At 72.4% G+C, this 21,119-nt stretch carries 18 protein-coding genes; 8 read left to right on the forward strand and 10 right to left on the reverse strand.

All coding sequences use genetic code 11. From position 1 onward, the window contains the following. Nucleotides 1-81 precede the first annotated feature (81 nt). On the reverse strand, nt 82-1,599 hold the full coding sequence (locus IE252_RS08450) for a leucyl aminopeptidase (RefSeq protein WP_190088690.1): 1,518 nt from the start codon (nt 1,597-1,599) through the stop codon (nt 82-84). 285 nt (nt 1,600-1,884) lie between these two features. Here IE252_RS08450 and IE252_RS08455 point away from each other — a divergent pair, with 285 nt between their 5' ends. The 5 genes from IE252_RS08455 (at nt 1,885) to IE252_RS08475 (ending at nt 8,557) form a co-directional block, all read left to right on the forward strand. Continuing rightward, the gene (locus IE252_RS08455; RefSeq protein WP_190088691.1) at nt 1,885-3,930 is read left to right on the forward strand and encodes a hypothetical protein; all 2,046 of its coding nucleotides are present in this window, start codon (nt 1,885-1,887) and stop codon (nt 3,928-3,930) included. 37 nt (nt 3,931-3,967) lie between these two features. Then, complete coding sequence (gene pelF, locus IE252_RS08460; protein ID WP_190088692.1) at nt 3,968-5,518, forward strand: GT4 family glycosyltransferase PelF; 1,551 nt, start codon at nt 3,968-3,970, stop codon at nt 5,516-5,518. Next, nucleotides 5,515-6,969 carry a hypothetical protein gene (locus IE252_RS08465; RefSeq protein WP_190088693.1) on the forward strand — a complete coding sequence of 485 codons (1,455 nt, stop codon included), beginning with the start codon at nt 5,515-5,517 and terminating at the stop codon, nt 6,967-6,969. Before pelF ends, IE252_RS08465 begins: the two co-directional genes overlap by 4 nt. An 89-nt stretch (nt 6,970-7,058) precedes the next feature. Further along, entirely contained in the window at nt 7,059-7,694 is a 636-nt protein-coding gene (locus IE252_RS08470; RefSeq protein WP_190088694.1) for a spherulation-specific family 4 protein, read from the forward strand. Further along, nucleotides 7,691-8,557 (forward strand): endo alpha-1,4 polygalactosaminidase, encoded by an 867-nt coding sequence (locus tag IE252_RS08475; protein ID WP_190088695.1) that lies wholly within the window; start codon nt 7,691-7,693, stop codon nt 8,555-8,557. Before IE252_RS08470 ends, IE252_RS08475 begins: the two co-directional genes overlap by 4 nt. 156 nt (nt 8,558-8,713) lie before the next feature. Here IE252_RS08475 and cobS read toward each other — a convergent pair whose 3' ends face one another. Further along, the gene (gene cobS / locus IE252_RS08480; protein ID WP_190088696.1) at nt 8,714-9,478 is read right to left on the reverse strand and encodes an adenosylcobinamide-GDP ribazoletransferase; all 765 of its coding nucleotides are present in this window, start codon (nt 9,476-9,478) and stop codon (nt 8,714-8,716) included. Between the two features lie 90 nt (nt 9,479-9,568). On the opposite strand from cobS, the gene IE252_RS08485 reads away from it, so the two are divergent. Further along, nucleotides 9,569-10,321 carry a hypothetical protein gene (locus IE252_RS08485; protein WP_373298526.1) on the forward strand — a complete coding sequence of 251 codons (753 nt, stop codon included), beginning with the start codon at nt 9,569-9,571 and terminating at the stop codon, nt 10,319-10,321. Here IE252_RS08485 and IE252_RS08490 read toward each other — a convergent pair. The 4 genes from IE252_RS08490 to IE252_RS08505 form a co-directional block, all read right to left on the reverse strand. After that, the gene (locus tag IE252_RS08490) at nt 10,270-11,013 is read right to left on the reverse strand and encodes a hypothetical protein (RefSeq protein WP_229848117.1); all 744 of its coding nucleotides are present in this window, start codon (nt 11,011-11,013) and stop codon (nt 10,270-10,272) included. The genes IE252_RS08485 and IE252_RS08490 overlap by 52 nt on opposite strands. Then, on the reverse strand, nt 11,010-12,776 hold the full coding sequence (locus tag IE252_RS08495; protein WP_190088698.1) for a phosphatidylglycerol lysyltransferase domain-containing protein: 1,767 nt from the start codon (nt 12,774-12,776) through the stop codon (nt 11,010-11,012). Before IE252_RS08495 ends, IE252_RS08490 begins: the two co-directional genes overlap by 4 nt. 85 nt (nt 12,777-12,861) lie before the next feature. Continuing rightward, nucleotides 12,862-13,935 (reverse strand): nicotinate-nucleotide--dimethylbenzimidazole phosphoribosyltransferase, encoded by a 1,074-nt coding sequence (gene cobT / locus IE252_RS08500; RefSeq protein WP_190088699.1) that lies wholly within the window; start codon nt 13,933-13,935, stop codon nt 12,862-12,864. Between the two features lie 74 nt (nt 13,936-14,009). Then, a complete protein-coding gene (locus IE252_RS08505) occupies nt 14,010-15,197 on the reverse strand; it encodes a bifunctional adenosylcobinamide kinase/adenosylcobinamide-phosphate guanylyltransferase (RefSeq protein WP_190088700.1) in 1,188 nt (395 codons plus the stop codon). Nucleotides 15,198-15,276: 79 nt separating this feature from the next. Here IE252_RS08505 and IE252_RS08510 point away from each other — a divergent pair, with 79 nt between their 5' ends. Then, complete coding sequence (locus tag IE252_RS08510) at nt 15,277-15,486, forward strand: hypothetical protein (protein ID WP_101388004.1); 210 nt, start codon at nt 15,277-15,279, stop codon at nt 15,484-15,486. Nucleotides 15,487-15,571: 85 nt separating this feature from the next. Here IE252_RS08510 and IE252_RS08515 read toward each other — a convergent pair whose 3' ends face one another. The 4 genes from IE252_RS08515 to IE252_RS08530 form a co-directional block, all read right to left on the reverse strand. Beyond that, complete coding sequence (locus tag IE252_RS08515) at nt 15,572-16,669, reverse strand: S1C family serine protease (RefSeq protein WP_190088701.1); 1,098 nt, start codon at nt 16,667-16,669, stop codon at nt 15,572-15,574. Between the two features lie 89 nt (nt 16,670-16,758). Continuing rightward, on the reverse strand, nt 16,759-18,489 hold the full coding sequence (locus IE252_RS08520; RefSeq protein WP_190088702.1) for an ABC transporter ATP-binding protein: 1,731 nt from the start codon (nt 18,487-18,489) through the stop codon (nt 16,759-16,761). A gap of 156 nt (nt 18,490-18,645) precedes the next feature. Further along, nucleotides 18,646-19,353 carry a class I SAM-dependent methyltransferase gene (locus IE252_RS08525; protein WP_190088703.1) on the reverse strand — a complete coding sequence of 236 codons (708 nt, stop codon included), beginning with the start codon at nt 19,351-19,353 and terminating at the stop codon, nt 18,646-18,648. A gap of 86 nt (nt 19,354-19,439) precedes the next feature. Next, on the reverse strand, nt 19,440-20,039 hold the full coding sequence (locus IE252_RS08530; RefSeq protein WP_190088704.1) for a DUF3043 domain-containing protein: 600 nt from the start codon (nt 20,037-20,039) through the stop codon (nt 19,440-19,442). 206 nt (nt 20,040-20,245) lie between these two features. On the opposite strand from IE252_RS08530, the gene IE252_RS08535 reads away from it, so the two are divergent. Further along, complete coding sequence (locus IE252_RS08535) at nt 20,246-21,115, forward strand: PspA/IM30 family protein (RefSeq protein ID WP_101388000.1); 870 nt, start codon at nt 20,246-20,248, stop codon at nt 21,113-21,115. Nucleotides 21,116-21,119: the final 4 nt, after the last annotated feature.

A 21,119-nucleotide genomic window follows, 5' to 3' on the forward strand; every position in this document is an offset into this window, starting at 1 on the left:
CAGAGCGGAATCCGGACGGACCCGGGGGAGGAACACGAACGGCCTCGGGCGTATGCCCGAGGCCATCGGTGTCACATGGGGTCAGCCCAGCTCGCCGTCGGCGGTGCGCTCGGCCAGCCGGACCAGGGTGCGGACCGCGGAGCCGGTGCCGCCCTTGGGGGTGTAGCCGAAGGGGGCGCCCTCGTTGTAGGCCGGGCCCGCGATGTCCAGGTGGGCCCAGGTGATGCCCTCGCCCACGAACTCCTTCAGGAACAGACCGGCCACCAGGCCGCCGCCCATCCGCTCGCCCATGTTGGCGATGTCGGCGGTCGGGGAGTCCATGCCCTTGCGCAGATCGGCGGGGAGCGGCATGGGCCAGGACGGCTCGCCGGCCTCCTCGGCCGTCTCGTGGACGGCGGTGCGGAAGGCGTCGTCGTTGGCCATGACGCCGAACGTGCGGCTGCCGAGCGCCATCATCATGGCGCCGGTCAGGGTCGCCACGTCGACGATCGCGTCCGGGTTCTCCTCGGAGGCCTTGGCCAGGGCGTCGGCGAGCACCAGCCGGCCCTCGGCGTCGGTGTTGAGGACCTCGACGGTCTTGCCGCTGTACATGCGCAGGACGTCGCCCGGGCGGGTGGCGGTGCCCGACGGCATGTTCTCGGCGAGCGCCAGCCAGCCGGTGACGTTCACCTTCAGGCCGAGGCGGGCGGCCGAGACGACGGCGGCGAAGACGGCGGCGGCGCCGGCCATGTCGCACTTCATCGTCTCGTTGTGGCCGGCCGGCTTCAGCGAGATGCCGCCCGAGTCGTAGGTGATGCCCTTGCCGACGAAGGCGAGCGACTTGGCCGCGGCCGGGTGGGTGTAGGCGATGCGGACCAGGCGAGGCCCGTTGGCGGAGCCGGTGCCGACGCCGAGGATGCCGCCGTAGCCGCCCTTGGTGAGCGCCTTCTCGTCGAGCACCTGGACCTTGACGCCGTGCTCCTTGGCGGCCGCGGTGGCGACTGCGGCGAAGGATTCGGGGTAGAGGTCGTTCGGCGGGGTGTTCACCAGGTCGCGGGCCCGGTTCATCTCCTCGGCCAGCGTGATGGCGCGCTCGGCGGCCGCCTTGTGAGCCTTGTCACGCGGCTTGGCGCCGATCAGGGCGATCTCGGCCACTGGCGCCTTCGCGCCCTTGCCGTCCTGGTACGCGGTGAAGGCGTACGCACCGAGCAGCGCCCCCTCCGCGATGGCCGCCACGTCCTCGGCCGCCTCCACGGGCAGCGCGAACGCGGCCTTCTTGGTGCCGGTGAGCGCGCGGGCCGCGGCGCCAGCGGCGGACCGCAGCACCTCGGCGGCGAACGCCTCGTCCTTCCCGGGGGCCGTGCCGAGCCCGACCGCCAGCACGACCGGCGCCTTCAGGCCGGACGGCGACGGCAGCTTGGTCACCTCGCCCTCGGCACCGGAGGCACCCAGGGTCTCCAGGACGCCGGCGAGCTTGCCGCCGAACGCCTTGTCCACGGCCTCGGCGCCCGGCGCCAGGACCGGACCCGCCTTGGGCCCGGTGCCCTTGGCGATGCCGACGACCACGGCGTCGGCGCGCAGCGTCGCGGCACCGGCAGTGCTGAGAGTCAGAGCAGTCACGGTGGTGAAGTCTCTCTTCCGTTGAGTTTCCGAGCCGAGGGATGGGTCGGCTGTGCCCCGGCGCATCGTAAATCGGCCGAGTTGGGCGCGGATACGAGCGTACGCGCGCGGATGCGCTTCGATCACGGCGGCGGCAATTCACTCATCCGTGGTGTCTCTTCAATGTTTCCCCGCCAGACTGTGAGCGCTCGGTCACACTCGGCCCGTTCGGGCAAGGGCGCACAGGGCTCCTTTGCGTAATCTCCACAGGCTCTGCCATGTGCGCACGCATGCGGAAGGGCCCCCATGAGGGGGGAAACAGTGAAGAAGGCGAACCGCTTGCGGGCGGGCAGAACCACGGTGGCGCTGATCGCCGCAGGCGTCCTGGCGGCGGGCATACCCGCGGCGAGTGCCGCCACCACGGCCACGGCGCCGCGCATCGACCTCAAGGTGCTCGTCCTGGACGACGGGGGCAGCGCGGTGGAAGCGCTGGTCGCCCAGTTGAAGAGCATCGGACTGCCGTACCAGACGGTGAAGCTGAACGACGCCGGGCGCCAGACCGTTGACGCGGCCTTCCTGAGCGACACGGTGAGCGGGCGGCCCCGCGCCAAGTTCCAGGGCGTCGTCGCGCCCAACGAGATCCCGTTCGGCTCGGCCGACGCCCCCGAGCAGACCGCGCTCGCGGCGTACGAGAAGACCTTCGGCATCCGCCAGATCGACGCCTACACCTGGGCCCACCCAGAGGTCGGGCTCGACTACACCGACCAGAACGGCGGTTGGGCGGGCGTCCTGGACGGCGCCACGACCCAGGTCACCGCGGACGGCAAGGCCGGGCCGTTCGACTACCTTGACGGAACGGTTCCCTTCGAGGACAACTCCGCCCTGGTCTCCGAGAGCTACGGGTACGCGGGCCATCCCCGGGACGGCTACACCAGCTACCTCACCGCGCCCACCGGCGGTTCCCTGGTCGGGTCCTACACCCACGACGGGCGCACCGAACTGGTCGTCACCTTCGCCTACAACCAGTACCAGGAGCAGTTCAAGGTGCTGGCGCGCGGCATGGTGGAATGGCTGACTCAAGGCGTACACCTCGGGCAGAGCCGCAATTATTTCGCCGTGCATGTCGACGACGTCTTCGCGCCCGACGCCCGCTGGGACACCGCGGCCAACTGCACCCCGGGCGACTTCGACTGCGCCGGGGGGAGCGGGCAGACCAGCGACATCCGGATGACCGCGGCCGACGCGCAGTACGCCGCCCAGTGGGAGCAGGCCAACGGCTTCACCCTCGACCTGCTCTACAACGCGGGTTCCGGGGAGGAGTGGAAGGCCGAGAACGGCGGCACCGACGCGCTCACCGCCCAGCTCCTCGCCGACAAGGCCAAGTTCCGCTGGGAGAACCACACCTACACGCACGAGTTCCTCGGCTGCGTCCAGGACACCACCACCGTCCCCTGGACCTGCGCGAAGAACGCCGACGGCAGCACCAAGTGGGTGAGCCGGAGCGATATTTCCGGCCAGATCACCAACAACTACAACTGGGGCGTGCAGAAGGGCCTTCCGGTCGACCGCACCGAGCTGGTCACCGGTGAGCACTCCGGTCTGAAGACCCTGCCGCAGCAGCCCCAGGACAACCCCAACCTGGCCGGCGGGCTGCTCGACGCCGGGGTCAAGTGGACCGGCAGCGACAACTCGCGCGAGCCGCAGCAGCGCGCGGTCGGCCAGGCCCTCACGGTGCCGCGCTACCCGATGAACGTGTACTACAACGTCGGCAGGGCCGCCGAGATGACCGACGAGTACAACTGGATCTACACCTCGAAGGCGGACGGCGGCAGCGGGATCTGCGAGGACAACCCGACGTCCACCTGCCTGCCCGCGCCGCTGGACACCGCCACCGGCTACCGGTCCCACATCGTTCCCCAGGAGGCCGGCACCGCGCTGCGCCACGTGCTCGGCAACGACCCGCGGCCGCACTACGTCCACCAGTCCAACCTCGCCGAGGAGCGGATCCTCTACCCGGTCCTGGACAAGGTCCTGGGCGACTACCGTGGGCTGTTCGCGGACAGCGCGCCCGTCGTCAACCTGCGCCAGCGGGACATCGGTACCGAACTCGGCCGCCAGGCCACCTGGGCCAAGGCGGTCGAGGACGGCAAGGTCACCGCGTACCGCATCGGTACCGCCGTGACCGTCCAGGCGCCGTCGGGCGTGGTGGCACCCATCACCGCTCCCGAGGGCACCCAGCAGCAACAGCTCCTCGGTACCACCGCGTTCGGCACGCCGTACGCGGGTCAGCGCTCCGCCTGGTCCTCACCCGGACCGCTCCAGGCGGCGATCACGCTGAAGCTTCCGGCCTGACCAGCCGACTGACATTCGCTGTCCAGGGGGGACACCAATGCCGAGCAGTGGCCGTCATGTCACCATGCTCACGGAAGGCACCTATCCGCACATCCACGGAGGTGTGAGCACCTGGTGCGACCAGCTCGTCCGCGGGATGCCGGAGGTGGACTTCAACGTCCTGGCCCTCACCGGCAGCGGCCGCGAGCCGGTCACCTGGGAGCTGCCGCCGAACGTGTACCGGCACACGGCGTTCCCCCTGTGGGGGACGGTGCCGGCCCGGCGGCCACTCCTCGGCAAGGAGCGGCGCCGCTTCATAGACGTCTATGAGCGGTTCCTGCTCTCGATGCTCGACCCGGAGTCCGGCTGCGACTTCACCCAGGGGCTGTACGCCCTGGCGCGGCTGGCCCGGGCCGGGCGGCTCTCGGCGGCGATGCGCTCGGAGGCCGCCCTGCGGTCGCTGATGTGGATCTGGACCATGCCGCACCTCCAGATAGCCGCGGCCCGGCCCACCGTGCACGACGCCCTGACCGCCACCGACCTCCTCGAACACGCGCTGCGCCCGCTGGCCGCCCGGCTCCCGGAGGACTGCGTGGCGCACGCGGTCAGCAGCGGGCTGGCCACCCTGCCCGCGCTCGCCGCCCAGCACTTCGACGGCGTGCCCTTCCTCCTCACCGAACACGGCATCTACCTGCGCGAGCGCTACCTCGGCTACCGCACGGGCGAGCAGAGTTGGCCGGTGAAGTCGGTGATCCTCAGCTTCTACCGCGAGCTCAACTCGATGGGCTACCGCCAGGCCGACCTCATCACCCCGTGCAACCAGTACAACCGCCGCTGGGAGGAGCGCGGCGGGGCGCCGGTGGACCGCATCAGGACGGTCTACAACGGCGTCGACCCCAACCTCTTCCCGCACGCCGGACCCGACCCGGCGGTGCCCACCCTCAGCTGGTGCGGCCGCGTCGACCCCATCAAGGACCTGGAGACCCTGATCCGGGCGTACGCCATGGTCAGGGCGGAGCTGCCGGAGGTGCGGCTGCGGCTGTTCGGCCCCGTCCCGGCGGGCAACGCCGACTACCGCACCCGCCTGGAGAAGCTCGCCGCCGAGCTCGGCGTGAGCGACGGCATCAGCTACGAGGGCCGCATCAGCGACGTCGCCAGCGCGTACGCGGCGGGGAGCGTGGTGATGCTCTCCAGCATCAGTGAGGGGTTCCCTTTCTCGTTGATAGAGGCGATGTCCTGCGGCCGCGCCACCGTCTCCACCGATGTGGGCGGGGTGCGCGAGGCCGTCGGGGACGCCGGTCTGGTGGTGCCGCCGCGCGAGCCCGCCCTGATGGCCGAGGCCACGCTCGCGCTGCTGCGCGACGACACGTACCGCACCGAACTGGGCGCGCGGGCCCGCAGCCGGGTCGTCGACCAGTTCACGCTCCACCGGTCCGTGGACGGCTTCCGCCGGATCTATCTGGAGCTCGCCGGCAGCCCCGAGCCCGTACCGCGGTACGCGCCGGTCGCCGAGCCGCGCGCCGAGGTGCCGCAGGCGCTGGACGACTGGACGCTCGAACTCGTCGACCCCTGGTACCGGGAGCTGGCGTCGGACGGATCCGTCTGGTGAGCGGCTCGCTCTGGCTGGGCAAGGAGGGGCAGGACACCCTGCCGTTCATCCCCCGGCAGCGTCCGCACGCCGTCGCCGCCGACCCCATCGACGAACTCGCCGACCGCATGGAGGAGTTGATCGCCGCCGCCGTCCACCCGGACGAGGTCGCGGCCATCCTCGAATCCGACGGCATGACCGACGCCCACATCCGTACGACCTACGGCCGCCAGGACTCCTTCGAGCTCGCCGAGGACCTCTACGCGCGCGTGGAGCGCCGCTACCCGTCCGTCGCGGGCCCGGCCGCCGACCCCTGGCACGCGGCCCTGCCCGCCTGTCTGCTGCGCGGCCTGGTCTTCGCGCTGCCCGGCCTCGCGTACGTCCTGGGGGCGCCGCTGCTCGCCGGGCCCCCGGACCGCTTCGGCCTGCCCGCCGGTACGGTCCCGCTGCTCGCCGGGGCCGTCACCGGCTGGGTGTGGAACCAGGGCCTCTCGCACCGCGCCTACGCCTGGCTGGGCCTGGGCGACCGGCCCGCCGCGGCCGCCGCCCTGCGCACCGGGGCGCCGCTGGGGGCCGTGCTGAGCGCCCTGGTGGCGCTGGCGGCGAGCGGGCCCGGTGAGCTGTCCGCGGCCGGCTTCGCCGCCGGGCAGGCCGTCTATCTGGCGGCGGCGACCGTGCTGCTGGCCCTGGGGCGCGAGCGGGACCTGCTGGTCGCGCTGCTGCCGATGACGGCGGGCGCCGCCGCGACCGTCGCCCTCGACCTGCCCGACCTGCTGCGCACCGCGCTGCTGCTGCTCCCGCTCGCCGCCGCGACGGCTTTCGCCCGGCGCGCCCTGTCCGGCGTGCCGGGCGGCGACGGGGGAGCGGCCGACGACCGGCCGGGCCCACGGCTCGCCGCCTCCGTCCCGTACGCCCTGTTCGGCCTGGGCACCGGCGTCCTGGTGCTCTACGCGGCCGTCGGCGACGTGTTCGCCGACGGGGCCGGGTCCGCCGTGGCCGCGCCCTCGGCCGTGGCGCTCACCCTGAGCATGGGACCCGCCGAGTGGCTGCTGTACCGCTTCCGCAGCGAGAGCCTGGCGGGGCTGCGGGCCAGCACCACCGCGTACGGCTTCCGCAAGGCGACCGCGAACACCATCGCGGTCTGCCTGGGCGGCTATCTGGTGATCCTCTTCGCCCTGACCGTCCTCGGCACGCTCCTGTGGCCGGGCGCCCCCGAACTGGGCGCACTGCGCCTGACCGGGCTGCTGCTCACCGGCATGGTCCTGTGGACCGCGCTGCTGCTCCAGTCCTTCGGTGCGGTCCGCAGCGCCGCCGCCGTCTGCTGCACGGCCGGCGGGGTGCAGGTCCTCGCCCTGGCGACCGGGGCGGGCCACCCGCGCACGGTCGGGCCGGTGGTGGCGGGTGTGGCGGCGGTGGTGCTCGCCGCGCTGGTGGGGGCGCTGCTGGGAAGGGCGACGGCCCACCGGGTATGACTGCATCAGGCACGCCCGCATCGGGTTCGACCGCATACGGAGCGGGGTCCGCAGCGGCCGCGCACACCAGGACGGAAATCACGCACACCATGCCCCGCGACCTCCTCGTCCCGTTCTACGACCACCCCGCCGACCGGCCCGACGCCTGGGAGACGCTGATCGCGGCGGCCCCGCTGCTGTACGGGGTGGTGCTCAACCCGGCCAGCGGCGCGGGGGAGGCGCCCGATCCGGCGTTCGCCGAGGCCGCGGCCCGGCTCCGGGCGGCCGACGTCCCGGTCCTCGGCTACGCGGACACGGACTACGGCCGCCGCCCGCACGCCGACGTCGTACGCGACCTGCTGCGCCACCGCGACTGGTACGGGGCCGACGGCGCCTTCCTGGACCAGGTGGCCACCGACCCGGCGCTGCTGCCGCACTACCGGCGGCTCTCGGTCGCCGCGCGCGGCGCGGGGGCCCGCACGCTGGTCCTCAACCACGGCGCCCACCCCGACCCCGGCTACGCCGAACTCGCCGACCTGCTGGTCACGTTCGAGGGCACCTGGGCGGCCTACCCCGAGGTGCGCGCGCCGGAGTGGACGCTGAGCCACCCGCCGGAGCTCTTCTGCCACCTGGTGTACGCGGCCCCGCCCGGCGCCCGGCCCACCACGTCCGTGCACTGCGCGGTGCCGGGCGACGCCCCGCACCCCTGGGGCACCCTGCCGCACCTCCTGGAGCCCGCCCGATGAAACGCCTCCCGCTCGCGCTGGTCCTGCTGCTGCTCCTGGTGGCGGGGTGCTCCTCGTCGTCCTCGGACGACGACGACCGGCCGGGCCCGGACGGGTCGAGCACCGCGCCTTCGCCCACGCCTACGCCTTCGCCTTCGTCCTCGTCCTCGCCGAAGCCCGGCGGCGCGCGCTGGCAGCCCCGGCCCGGCCTGGCCTGGCAGTGGCAGCTCACCGGGAAGCTCGACCCGACGGTCGACGTGCCGGTGTACGACGTCGACGGCTTCAACGTCTCCAAGGCCCAGGTCGACGATCTGCACCGGCGCGGGCGCAAGGTCATCTGCTACGTCTCCACCGGCGCCTGGGAGGACTTCCGCCCCGACGCCGACCGGTTCCCCAAGTCGGTGCTCGGCAAGAGCAACGGCTGGAAGGGCGAGCGCTGGCTCGACGTCCGCCGCACGGACGTGCTGGGGCCGCTGATGGCCAAGCGGTTCGACATGTGCCGGGAGAAGGGCTTCGACGCGGTCGAGCCGGACAACATGGACGGCTACGACAACGAGACCGGCTTCCCGCTCACGGCGTCCCACCAGCTCGCGTACAACCGCCTGATCGCGCGGCTCGCCCACGACCGGGGGATGGCGGTCGGCCTGAAGAACGACCTCGACCAGATCCCGGAGCTGGTGGGGGACTTCGACTTCGCGGTTAATGAGCAGTGCGCGGAGTTCGGTGAATGCGATCAGCTGTCGCCGTTCGTGAAGGCGGGGAAGGCCGTCTTCAACGTGGAGTACAAGCTGGCGCCGGGGAAGTTCTGCGATGCGGCACGGGGGTTGCGGCTGAGCGCCATGCGCAAGGAGTTGGAACTGGGGACGTGGCGCGAGGCGTGCTGAGGACGGCGTTCGTCTGCGGACCGGTGGCGGGCTGAGCGCGCAGTTCCCCGCGCCCCTAAAAGCCTGTGGCTGAGCTGGGTTCTCCGGCTGCGGCCTACTGCCTAAGGGGCGCGGGGAACTGCGCGACCAGCCACAGATGACCCGCAGACGAACGAACTAGACCGCTCCCAGCACCGACACGATCAGCGCAGCCGTCGTCGCCGTCTCGGCAACCGCGCCGAACACATCCCCCGTCACCCCGCCGAACCGCCGCACGCAGTGGGCCAGGAGCAGCTGGGACGCCGCCAGGCCTCCCGCGACCGCCAGCGCGTGGTGGAGGGCCGAGCCGGGGCCCAGCGCCGCCCCCGCCACGACCAGCACCGCCACCCCCACCGCCGCCCGCAAGGGCACCGCGCCCGCCACCGCCGCCCCCAGGCCGTCCGGCCGGGCCGGAGGGACGCCGGGGCGGCAGGACAGGGTGAGGGCCAGGCGGGCCGTCACGGACGCCACCGCCATCGCCACCGCACCCCGCGCCCAGCTCTGCGCGTACAGCTCGGCGAGTACGGTCACCTGGCCCAGGAGGACGAAGACCAGGGTGAGGACGCCGAACGGCCCGATGTCCGACTGCTTCATGATCCGCAGCGCGTCCTCCGCGGGCTTCGCGCTGCCGAGTCCGTCCGCCACGTCCGCCAGGCCGTCCAGATGCAGCCCCCGGGTCAGCGCCGCCGGCACCGCGGCCGTGGCGACCGCGGCGAGCAGCGGGCCCGAGTCGAGGAAGACGAAGAGACCTCCCACGGCCGCCGCGCAGAGGCCAAGCGCCAGGCCCGCCAGGGGCGCCCAGAGCATCCCGGAGCGGGCCGCCTCGCGGTCCCAGCGGGTGACCCGTACCGGAAGCGCCGTGAGCGTGCCGAAGGCGAACCGTATGCCGTCCATGGGATTCATCGGCCGCAGGGTATCCCGCGCGTCACTCCCGGCCCCACCGGGGTAAATTGCGCGTATTGCGTGCACTCCTCCGATTCAGGGCCGATGGGGATGAGCTGGTTCAACCGGAACTTCGTCGAGCCGGGCAAGCTTCCGATGCTGCTCGCCCTGGCGTCGTTCGTGCTGACCTTCCTCGTGACCCGTACGATCACCCGGCTCATCCGGGCCGGGCGCGGCCCCTTCCGCAACATCAAGCCCGGCGGGATGCACATCCACCACGTGGTGCCCGGGGTGATCCTCACCGTGGTGGGCGGGTTCGGGGCGGTCGGCAGCGGGCGGCACGGAATCGGCGCCTGTGTCTTCGCGGTGGTCTTCGGGGTCGGCGCGGGCCTGGTCCTGGACGAGTTCGCGCTGATCCTGCACCTGGACGACGTCTACTGGACCGAGCAGGGCCGCAAGAGCGTCGAGGTGGTGGTGCTGACCGCCGCCCTGGTGCTGCTCACCCTCGGCGGGTTCTCGCCGCTCGGCGTCAACGACATGACCCCGCAGGAGCAGCACGACCGGGCGTCGTTCATCCTCACCCTCTGGATCAACTTCTGCTTCGTGCTGGTCGCGCTCTTCAAGGGCAAGTTCCGGCTCGCCATCATGGGCACGCTGATCCCGTTCGTGGCGCTGATCGGCGCCATCCGCCTCGCCCGGCCCGGCTCGCCGTGGGCCCGCCGCTTCTACCGCAAGCGGCCCAGGGCCCGGGCTCGCTCGGCGATGCGGGTCTACCGGCACGACCGGCGCTGGACGCGGCTGCGGCGCCGGGTTCAGGACTTTATCGGCGGCGCCCCGGACAGGCTGCCGGTGCGCCGCCCCTGAGCCGCGCGGTCGCGGCGGCGCTTCTGGCGCACCGTGGTGATCCAGCACAGCACGCCCACCGCGACGATCGCCGCGATGTGCTCCTTGCCCGCGAGGTTGTCCTTGAGTGCCACCTCGCCGACCATCGAGGCGGCCACCACCCCGGCCGTCCAGTACGCCCGGTAGCGCCAGCACACGTACACCGCGAGCCCCACCACCGCGGCCGAGGGGCCGGTGTCGACCATCTTGGCGTCCGAGGCGGGCAGCCCCAGGAAGCTGTCGGGGCCGAGCGCGATGCCCACGCGCGCGTACATCGTCCCGGCGAGCGTCGCCGCGTACGCGATGAGCAGGGTGTGACGGCGGCCGATGCAGATCTCCGCGATCCCGAAGACCAGCAGGAGCTGGGCGAGCGCGCCCCAGACCGGCAGGTCCAGGGCCGGGACGAAGAGGGAGAGCGGGGTGCGCAGGAGAGAGATCCACAGCGCGTCCTCGGCCTTGACCGAGCCGATCACCTGGACCGGCCGGAAGCCCCACGGCTGGTTCTGGACGATCTGGAACAACGATGTCAGCGCGACCGCGCCGAGGGTCATGGGGACCGCCCGCCAGCGCTGGGTGGTGAGCGCGTAGCGGACGGCCAGGTAGAGCGGACCCCACTCCCGCCGGACGAACCGACGTACTGGTCCGTTGCCGATCGGGGAGCGGGGGATCCTCACCTCTGGGACTCCAGGTGCTTGCGGTGCAGCCACTTGGGCAGCCCGGGAGCCTCCAGGAAGCCTTCCGCGCGCGCGGCGGCGATGCCGATGCGCGGCAGGTCGGCGGACTTCTCGAAGAGCATGAAGCGGGGCTCCCAGATCGGGCGGTACTTGGCGTTGGCGCGGTACAGCGACTCGATCTGCCACCAGCGGGAGAAGAAGCTGAGCAGCGAGCGCCACAGCCTCAGCACGGGTCCCGCACCGAGCTTCGAGCCGCGTTCGAAGACGGAGCGGAACATCGCGAAGTTCAGCGAGACCTGGGTGATCTGGATCTCCTTGGCACGCTGCAGGAGCTCGATGACCATGAACTCCATCAGGCCGTTCTCGGACTCCCGGTCGCGGCGCATCAGATCGAGGGAGAGCCCGTTGGGGCCCCACGGCACGAAGCTCAGGACGGCCCGCAGGTCGCCGTTGCCGTCGGTGCACTCCAGCATCACGCACTGGCCGTCCGCCGGGTCACCCAGACGGCCCAGGGCCATGGAGAAACCGCGCTCGGTGGCGCCGTCGCGCCAGTCGTCGGCCTTGCGCAGCAGTTCACTCATCTCATCGGCAGGGATGTCCGCGTGACGGCGGATCCTCACCTCGTACCCGGCACGCTTCACCCGGTTGTACGCCTGGCGCACGGTCCGCATGGCGCGGCCGTCCAGGGTGAAGTCGGCGGTCTCCACCAGCGCCTCGTCGCCGAGTTCCAGCGCGTCCAGGCCGTGCCGGGCGTAGATGGTGCCCGCCTCTTCGCTCGCGCCCATCACCGCCGGGGTCCAGCCGTGCTCGCGCGCCTCGGCCAGCCACGGCTCGATCGCGCCGGGCCACGCCTCGGGGTCGCCGATCGGGTCGCCGGAGGCCAGCGAGACACCGCCCACCACCCGGTAGGCCACGGCGGCCTTGCCGGTGGGGGACCAGATGACGCTCTTCTCGCGGCGCAGCGCGAAGTAGCCGAGCGAGTCGCGCTCGCCCTGCTTGTCGAGGAGCGCGCGCAGCTTCTCCTCGTCCTCGACGGTGATCGGGTCGACGGCCTTGCGGTTGCGGAAGGCCGCGTAGATCACGGCGATGAGCAGCAGCGTGGACAGGACGTTGATGGTGACGTCGACCCAGCCCGGGGTGTCGATCCCGGTGATGTCGTGGTCGTCCGGCACCAGCGAGACGAGCCGCATCACGCCGTACCGCCAGCGGCCCAGGAACGTGGAGTGCTGGCTGCCCTCGTACGTGTTGGTCACGGTGACCAGGAGCGTCGCCAGCAGCGAGGTGACCAGCAGCCCGACGCCCGCGACGACGGCCGCGAGGCGGGGGTTGGAGCGGTCGCCCTTGGCGTAGAACTCACGCCGGCCGAGCAGCAGCGCGAGCACGAAGGCCGCGGTCAGGACCAGCGACACCCAGTTCTGCGCGTGCTGGCGCAGCTCCGGGAAGACCATGACGAACGCGAACAGCAGCAGGACGAGCCCGCCGAGCACCAGGTTGAGGATCCAGGCGGCGCGCTTGCGGCGGCGCATGGTGACCGCGAGGAACAGCGTCACCACGCCCGAGGCGAATCCCGCGTCCAGCAGGTACGGCGTGAAATAGTCGTCCGTGTTGTGACGCCGAAGGTCCTGGCCCAGCGAAACCCACACGGCGCTCAGGAAGTTGATGAACGTCACGGCGCGCAGGTACCAGACGGCGAATGCCGAACTGCGTCGCGACCGGACGGTGCTCCGGTTCAATCCTTCGGTGGTCAAGCGGACTTCTCCCATGAAACGCGATCATATGGGGCATGGACATCGCGCCTCATGGCCGATCACGGCCGCGGCCGGGGCGATGCCCCGGCCGCGCCGCGAATCAGTCTTCGGCGCGATCCCCCTCGGTCTCCGCGCGCTCGGGCAGCTCCGCGGCCAAGGCGGCGGCGGCCTGCACGAGGGGGAGCGCGAGCAGGGCCCCGGTTCCTTCACCGACAGTGACGCCGTGATCGAGCAGAGGGTTGAGTGCCATCCGGTCCAGTGCCTTGGACTGGGCCGGTTCACCGCTCAGCTGACCGGCCAGCCACCAGTCCGGAGCCCGGAAGGCGGCCCGCTGGGCAACGAGCGCGCAGGCCGAGGAGACCACCCCGTCGAGGATGACCGGCATTCGGCGCACCGCGCACTGAAGCAGAAAACCGGTGGTCGCGGCAAGGTCGGCACCGCCGACGGCCGCCAGCAGCTCCAGCTGGTCGCCCAGAACCGGCCGCGCCCGGCGCAGCGCGTCCCGGATCGCCGCGCACTTGCGCATCCACGCAAGGTCGTCGATCGTCGCCCCGCCACGCCCCGTGACCACGGAGGCGTCGGTGCCGCACAGCGCCGCGATCAGGGTGGCCGCGGCGGTCGTGCCGCCGACGCTGAGGTCGCCGAGGACGACCAGGTCGGTGCCGGAGTCGGCCTCCTCGTCGGCGATGCGCATCCCGAGGCGTACGGCCGCCTCGGCCTCCTCCACGGTCAGCGCGTCCTCGACGTCGATCCGCCCGCTGCCGCGCCGCACCCGGTGCCGTACGACGTCCTCGGGCAGCAGCTCCGGGTCGCAGTCCAGCCCCGCGTCGACGATCCGCACGGAGGCGCCCAGGCGCCGGGCCAGTACGGAGACCGGACCCTCGCCGTCCAGGACGGACCGCACCAGGGTGTGCGCGGAGCCCGCAGGGCGGGCCGAGACGCCCAGCTCGGCGACGCCGTGGTCGCCCGCGAAGAGGATCACGCGCGGGTGCTCGATGGGTTTGACCGGAACCGTGCCCTGCGCGGCGGACAGCCACTCGCCCAGCTCGTCGAGCCGGCCGAGCGCGCCGGACGGCACGGTCAGCCGCTCCCGGCGTTCCTCGGCGTCACGCCGCACACCGCTGTCGGGGCGTTCGATCAGATCGGAGAAGTCGTCGAGATTCAGCCTGCTCATTCGCTGAACAGTACCGGCAGTGCGGGACCGCCCCACGGGTGGTGCGGCAAGATCAGGCCCTGCGGCCCCCCGGCTCAGCCGCGCAGCACCAGCGCCTGCCCGGCGACGACCAGGAGCACGTGCTCGCACTCGTTCGCGACCGCCGTGTTGAGCCTGCCGAGCTCGTCCCGGAACATCCGTCCGGCGCGCGTCGCGGGCACCACCCCGGAGCCCACCTCGTTGCTGACGAACACCACGGTCCTGGCGGTCGCCCGGACCGCCGCGACCAGCTTGGCCACCCGCTCCCGCACCGCGTCCGGCAGCTTCTCCTCCTCCCACGCCCCGGCCCGGTCCATCGCGTCGGTCAGCCACAGCGACAGGCAGTCCACCAGCAGCGCGGGCCCGGGCGAGGCGAGCAGCGGCACCAGGTCGCAGGTCTCCTCCGTGCGCCAGGCGCCGGGCCGCCGCTCGCGGTGCAGCCCGACCCGCGCCGCCCACTCCGGATCGCCCTCCCGGGTGCCGCCCGTCGCCACGTACACGACCTCCGGGAAGGCCTCGAGGCGGCGCTCGGCCTCCACCGACTTGCCCGAGCGGGCCCCGCCGAGGACCAGCGTGCGGCGCGGCAGGTCGGGCACCGCGTGGTACTCCCCGACGATCAGCGTCGTCCCGTCCGGCACCGCCCGCGCCCCGGCCGCCGCCAGCCTCCTGGACAGCTCCCGGCCCGGCGGCACGTCGTGGTCGATGTGCGCGGCCACCACATCGGTGGCGGGCCCCACGGCGCCCGCCGCCCGCAGCCGCGCCAGCGCGTCCGGCCGCCCCAGGACGTCGCAGACCACCATGTCGTACGGGTGCGACGCCCCGGCCATCCCCGACGGCGCGCCCCCGGGCGGCAGATACAGCAGCCGCTCGCCCTCCGGCGAGGTCACCTCGTACCCCGTGCCCGGCGCGTCCATCGGCACGGCCCGCACCCGGTGCCCGCTGATCAGCGTCAGGACCCGGCCGTCCGGCACCCGCCCGGCCGACGGGAGCCCGGGCGGCAGTTCCACCGCGGGCCCGTCGTGCGGATGGGTGAGCAGGACCTGCCGCACGCCCGTGAGCGAGTGCCCGGCCCGGGCGGCGGCCAGCGCCGCCCCGGGGGTCAGATCGAGCAGCAGGGCGCCGTCGACGAGCAGGGCGGTCGCGGCGCGCGCCTGGTCGCCGCGGGCCGAGGCGCACGCGGCGCAGGGGCAGTCGGGGCGCGGCAGCCCGGCGGGGGCCCCGGTGCCGAGGAGAGTCAGTTCCACGAAGACGATCCTCCCGCGTCACCGCGGGCGGTGCGCGCCCGGCTACGCTGCGGGCAGCAACGTGACCCGGGAGGCGCACATGGCGTGGACGTGGCGATTCGAGAAGTCCGACGGGACGGAGGTCGAGCCGGCGGTGGCGCCGGAGGAGTTCACGACCCAGGGCGACGCGGAGTCCTGGATCGGTGAGGTCTGGAAGGACCTGCTGGAAGGCGGGGCCGACCAGGTGCACCTCTTCGACGACGGCAAGAAGATCTACGGCCCGATGAGCCTGCACGCCGACGCGTCCTGACGCGCGGACGCACGGTGGCACGAGACGGCGCCCGCGGACCCCTTCGGTCCGCGGGCGCCGCCGTGCGCGCCCCGCGCGGGTGCGCTCAGATCTCGCCGAGGGTGACCTGGGCGGTCTTCGCCGAGCCGCCGCGCGTATAGGTCACCTGGACGGTCTGGCCGGGCTTGTCGGCGGCCAGCGCCTCCGACAGCGAGGTGATCGTGACGATGTCGGTGTCCCCGAGCCGGGTCAGGACGTCCCCGGCCCTCAGCCCGGCCTTGTCGGCCGCCCCGCCCCGCTTCACCTCGACGATGGCGACGCCCGCGGGCTGGTAGTTGGAGTCGACGACGGTACGCCCGGTCACGCCCAGGGCCGCCCGGCCCGAGTCGGTGACCTTGCCGCTTTTGACGATCTGGTCAGCGACCGTCTTCACCATCGAGACCGGGATGGCGAAGCCGATGCCCGGGGCCGCGCTGCCGCCCATGTCCGGGTCGGTCGCCGCCAGCGTCGGGATGCCGATGATCTCGCTGTCCAGGTTGACCAGCGCGCCGCCGCTGTTGCCCGGGTTGATCGCCGCCGACGTCTGCACCATGTTGCCGATGGTGGCGCCGGTGCCGCCGCCCGCGCTGCTCTCGGTCACCGTCCGGCCGGTCGCCGAGACGATGCCCTGGGTGACGCTGCTGGACAGGCCCAGCGGCGAGCCCATGGCCAGCACGATCTGGCCCATCGCGACCTTCGAGGAGTCGCCGAACTTGGCGGGCTTGAGCCCGTTCGGCACCGAGTCCAGCTTGATCACCGCGAGGTCCTGCTCGGGGTAGGCCGCGACCAGCTTGGCGACGATCGCGCCGCCGCCGGTCGCGGTGGACACCTTGAAGGTGTTCTCGCTCCCCACCACATGGGCGTTGGTGACGATGTGGCCCTGGGCGTCGTAGACGATCCCGGAGCCCAGGCTGTTGGCCGCGTCGATCTGGACGACCGACGGCAGTACGTCCTTGATCACCCGCTCGTAGTCGGCCTGGAGGCCGTTGCCGTCCGCCCTGCGGGGCGCCTCGGCCTGCTTCGGCGCTGCCGCGTTGGCCTGCGCCGGGGAGGAGTGCGCCGCGCCGGAGCCGGAGCAGCCGGCCAGCACGGCGGCCGCGGCGAAGGCCGCCGACACGGGGAGCAGCAGCCGGCGAACCCGGCCGCGGGTCACGGATCCATCCATGTTCCGCAGTATTGCCCCGGCCCCGGCGCACGGCCTCCCACGACGGTCCGATCAGGTCGCAGGGGTTGCCCGCCCGTGGCGCGGCCGGATCACGCCGTCGCCAGGAACTGCGTCGCCGCCAGCTCCCCGTACAGCGGATCCCCGGCCACCAGCTCGGCGTGGGTGCCCACCGCCCGTACCTTCCCCGCCTCCATGACCACGATCCGGTCCGCCAGCGTCACCGTCGACAGCCGGTGCGCGACCACCAGGACCGTCGTCTCCCGGGCGGCCTCGGCCACCACGTCCCGCAGCGCCAGCTCGTTGACCGCGTCCAGCTGCGAGGTCGCCTCGTCCAGGAGCAGCAGCCGGGGCCTGCGCAGCAGCGCCCGCGCGATCGCCACGCGCTGCCGCTCGCCGCCCGACAGCTTCGAACCCCGGTGCCCCACCACGGTGTCCAGACCGTCCGGCAGCCGCTCCACCAGCGCGTCCAGCTTCGCCCGTACGAGGACGTCGGCGATCTCCGCGTCCGTGGCGTCCGGGGCGCCGAAGACCAGGTTCTCGCGGACGGTCCCGGCCAGCACGGGGGAGTCCTGCTCGACGTAGCCGATGGTGGCGCGCAGCTCGGCCAGCGGCCAGTCGCGCACGTCCCGGCCGTCGATGAGGATCCGCCCGCCGGTCGCCTCGTAGAAGCGCTCGACCAAGCCGAAGACGGTCGTCTTGCCCGCCCCCGAGGGCCCCACGAAGGCGGTCATCCCGGCGCCGGGCACCTCGAAGGAGACCCCGTGGTGGACGTACGGCAGGTCGTCGCGGTAGCGGAAGGTCACCTCGTCGAACACCACCGAGGCGGGCCCGGTGTGCGGCGCGGGCGCGGCGGCGACCCCCGGCTCCTCGGTCTCCAGCCGCTCGGCCTCCTCGATCCGGGCGATCGCGGCCGAGCCCACCTGGTACTGCGTGGCCGCCTGCACCAGCTTGGAGACCGGGTCGATCAGATAGAACAGGAACAGCAGGAACGCCACGAGCGTCGAGACGGAGATCGCGCCCGAGGCGACCCGCGCGCCCCCGATGCCGAGCACCGCCAGGAACGACACCTGCACGGCGAGGCCGACCGAAGTCCCGGCCACCGACTGCCACTTGGCCGACCGCACCCCGTGCCGCCAGGCCTCCTCGGCCGCCGCGTCCACCACGGCCGTCTCGCGCTCCTCGGCGCCGGAGGCCTTGACCGTGCGGAAGGCGCCGAACGCCCGCTCCAGGACGGTGGATATCTCGGCCACCGACTCCTGCGCCCGCGCGGTTGCCCGGGAGATCTGCGGCATCACCATCGCCACCGCGGAGCCGATCAGGACGATCACGCCGAGCGTGACGCCGAGCAGCACGGCGTCCATGTACGCCATCATCGCGATCGTCGCCAGGAAGGTGAGTCCGCCGGTGGCGGCCGAGACCACGGACTGGGTGGTGACCGCCCGCAGCAGGGTGGTGTCGGAGGTCACCCGGGACATCAGGTCGCCCGGCGGCAGCCGCTCGACCTCGGGCAGCCGCAGCCGCAGCAACCGGCCGATGAGGGTGCGCCGGGCGGAGAGGACCACGGACTCGGCGGTGCGCTCCAGGACGTACGCCCCGAACGACTCGACCACCGTGCCCACCACCACGAGCGCGGTGAGCAGGACGAGCACGCCCGCGATCGGCTCGTCCCCGCCGAGCCGGTCCACCAGGGCCTTGGCGGCCAACGGCTGAGCGAGCCCGGTGGCCGCCCCGGCCAGCGTCAGCAGCGCCCCGAGGGCGACGGTGCCGCGATGCGGCCGAAAGTGCCGGTAGAGGGCCCGCCAGGTCTCCCGGGCGGGCATTTTGGAACGAGCGTCGTCAGAGGTCACACAGGAAGGACGCGAAAGGAGCGGGCTGACCTGAGTCTGTGGGGCGCCCCTTAAGGGGCGCGGGGCTGTGACACTTGCGGCTCCGCCGCGTGGGCGCGACCAGCCATATACGGCCCGCACTCACCCGAACTACCCGCGCACCCCACACAGATGAAGCAGAGCAGCAACCCGCCGATACGGGTCGGCACGCCCCGCCTTGTCCTCAGCCGCCAGCAACCGATCCAGCTCATCGGCCGCAGGCAACTGCACATCATTGGGCACGTTGTCAGTGAAGACCCGCACGCCGTACCAGGCGTGCAACGGCGCCGCGATGCCATCCAGCGTCCGCGTCAACGTGTCGAGCCGATCGGCCCGAACGGACAGCCCGAGCCGGTTCGTGTACGCGTCCGTGTCGAACGAGGACAGTGCCCCCGCCCAATCGCCCGCAAGCCCCGGCCGCATCGCCAGCGCGTCAGCGTTCCGCACGAGCAGCGAGAGCAGGCCCCCAGGGGCCAGCATCCGCGCCAGCCCCGCCAGCATCGCGTCCGGCTCCTGGACGTACATCAGCACGCCGTGGCAGAGCACCACGTCGAAGGAGCCGGGCAGGAAGTGCACTCCGGTCTCGTTGCCGTCGCCCTCGATCAGGCGGACCCGCTCGCGGATGCCCTCCGGCTCGGTGGACAGCGCCTCGCGCGCCACCCGCAGCATCTCGGGGTCGGACTCCAGGCCGGTCACCGTGTGCCCGGCCCGGGCCAGGCGCAGGGCCTGGGTGCCCTGGCCCGTACCGACGTCGAGGACGCGCAGGCGCTGGCCGACCGGGAAGCGGGCGGCTATCTGCTCGTCGAGCTGACGGGCCACGAGCTCCTGGCGCACGGTGTTGCGCAGCCCGCCCAGACCCTTCAGCCAGTTGCCGGAGGCGCCGCTGAAGGCGGCGACGTCCGTGCTCAGGGTCGTTCCCCGCGCTTGACGGCCGGCTTCGGCAGACGCAGTCGGCGCATCTGGAGCGTACGCATCAGGCCGTACGCCACCGCGCCCTTGGTGGGCTCGTCCGCGAAGCGCTCCTTGAGCTGCCTCTTGAGACGGAACGCCAGACCGATGGAGTCGACCACGATCAGCACGATCACGGCGAGCCACAGCAGCAGCGCGATGTTCTGCAGGCTGCCGATCCGGACCATCGAGAGGACCAGGATGATCACGGCGAGCGGCAGGAAGAACTCGGCGATGCAGAACCGGGAGTCGACGTAGTCACGCACGAACTTGCGCACGGGACCCTTGTCGCGGGCCGGCAGATAGCGCTGGTCGCCGTTGGCGAGCGCCTCGCGCTGCTTGGCCAGCTCGATCCGGCGGACCTCGCGCTGACGCTTGGCGGCCTCCTTGCGGTCGCTCGGCACGGTCGACGCCCGACGGCGCTGGGTCTGGGCCTCACTGCGCTTGGGCGTGGGCCTGCCCTTGGGGGCCTCGGGGTCGCGGGGCTGCTTGGAGAGGTCAGCCGTCACCTTGTCGGTGGCCGGGGCCTTCTCTTCCTTGGAACGGCTACGGAACACAAAGCCCAAGGGTACGGGGTCGCGGGCAGGGACCACAGGCCGGTGGGGAACGATCCCGCAACGCCTTGCGTCCCCAGGGGTGTGGACGGGCGCGTTCGCGGGAAGTAAGGGCGCGGTCCCTGAGCGTCACCTACTCCTTGCGCCGGAGCGGGCGGGGACGCAGTCGTCCTTGCGGATGACCGCATCCGCGCCCGAACAGTGCGGTAATGGATGCAGGGCCCGTACTGTGGGTTCTGTTGCAGCAGCTGGAGCTGGAGTCCGTCAGAAGGGGGCGCGCGAAGCCCATGAGCGGTGTCATGAAGCGTATGGGGATGATCTTCCGCGCGAAGGCGAACAAGGCCCTTGACCGGGCCGAGGACCCGCGCGAGACCCTCGATTACTCGTACCAGAAGCAGCTTGAGCTGCTCCAGAAGGTGCGCCGCGGAGTCGCCGACGTGGCGACCTCGCGCAAGCGGCTCGAACTGCAGCTGAACCAGCTCCAGAGCCAGTCCACCAAGCTGGAGGACCAGGGCCGCAAGGCGCTGGCGCTGGGCCGCGAGGACCTGGCGCGCGAGGCGCTGACCCGCCGCGCCTCCCTCCAGCAGCAGGTCACCGACCTGGAGACGCAGCACCAGACCCTGCAGGGCGAGGAGGAGAAGCTCACTCTCGCGGCCCAGCGGCTCCAGGCCAAGGTCGACGCCTTCCGCACCAAGAAGGAGACGATCAAGGCGACCTACACGGCGGCCCAGGCGCAGACCCGGATCGCCGAGTCCTTCTCGGGCATCTCCGAGGAGATGAGCGACGTCGGCATGGCCATCCAGCGGGCCGAGGACAAGACCGCGCAGCTCCAGGCGCGGGCCGGCGCGATCGACGAGCTGCTCGCCTCCGGGGCCCTCGACGACCAGTCGGGCCTCCAGAAGGACGACCTCCAGGCCGAGCTCGACCGCATCTCCGGTGGTACGGATGTAGAGCTGGAACTGCAGCGGATGAAGGCCGAGCTCACCGGCGGTACGTCGGGGCAGCAGGCCATCGAGGGCGGCACCGCCGGCCCGCAGGACCGTCCGCAGCAGCAGACCCCCCGCTTCGACAAGCAGTAGGGCC

This window comes from Streptomyces melanogenes (assembly GCF_014649795.1).
Taxonomy (GTDB): Bacteria; Actinomycetota; Actinomycetes; order Streptomycetales; family Streptomycetaceae; genus Streptomyces; species Streptomyces noboritoensis.

Coding starts and splice junctions, on each gene's coding strand:
- IE252_RS08455 (WP_190088691.1), top strand. CDS start 1,885: ATGAGGGGGGAAACAGTGAAGAAGGCGAACCGCTTGCGGGCGGGCAGA.
- pelF (WP_190088692.1), top strand. CDS start 3,968: ATGCCGAGCAGTGGCCGTCATGTCACCATGCTCACGGAAGGCACCTAT.
- IE252_RS08470 (WP_190088694.1), top strand. CDS start 7,059: ATGCCCCGCGACCTCCTCGTCCCGTTCTACGACCACCCCGCCGACCGG.
- IE252_RS08475 (WP_190088695.1), top strand. CDS start 7,691: ATGAAACGCCTCCCGCTCGCGCTGGTCCTGCTGCTGCTCCTGGTGGCG.
- cobS (WP_190088696.1), bottom strand. CDS start 9,478: ATGAATCCCATGGACGGCATACGGTTCGCCTTCGGCACGCTCACGGCG.
- IE252_RS08485 (WP_373298526.1), top strand. CDS start 9,569: ATGAGCTGGTTCAACCGGAACTTCGTCGAGCCGGGCAAGCTTCCGATG.
- IE252_RS08495 (WP_190088698.1), bottom strand. CDS start 12,776: ATGGGAGAAGTCCGCTTGACCACCGAAGGATTGAACCGGAGCACCGTC.
- cobT (WP_190088699.1), bottom strand. CDS start 13,935: ATGAGCAGGCTGAATCTCGACGACTTCTCCGATCTGATCGAACGCCCC.
- IE252_RS08510 (WP_101388004.1), top strand. CDS start 15,277: ATGGCGTGGACGTGGCGATTCGAGAAGTCCGACGGGACGGAGGTCGAG.
- IE252_RS08515 (WP_190088701.1), bottom strand. CDS start 16,669: ATGGATGGATCCGTGACCCGCGGCCGGGTTCGCCGGCTGCTGCTCCCC.
- IE252_RS08520 (WP_190088702.1), bottom strand. CDS start 18,489: ATGCCCGCCCGGGAGACCTGGCGGGCCCTCTACCGGCACTTTCGGCCG.
- IE252_RS08535 (WP_101388000.1), top strand. CDS start 20,246: ATGGATGCAGGGCCCGTACTGTGGGTTCTGTTGCAGCAGCTGGAGCTG.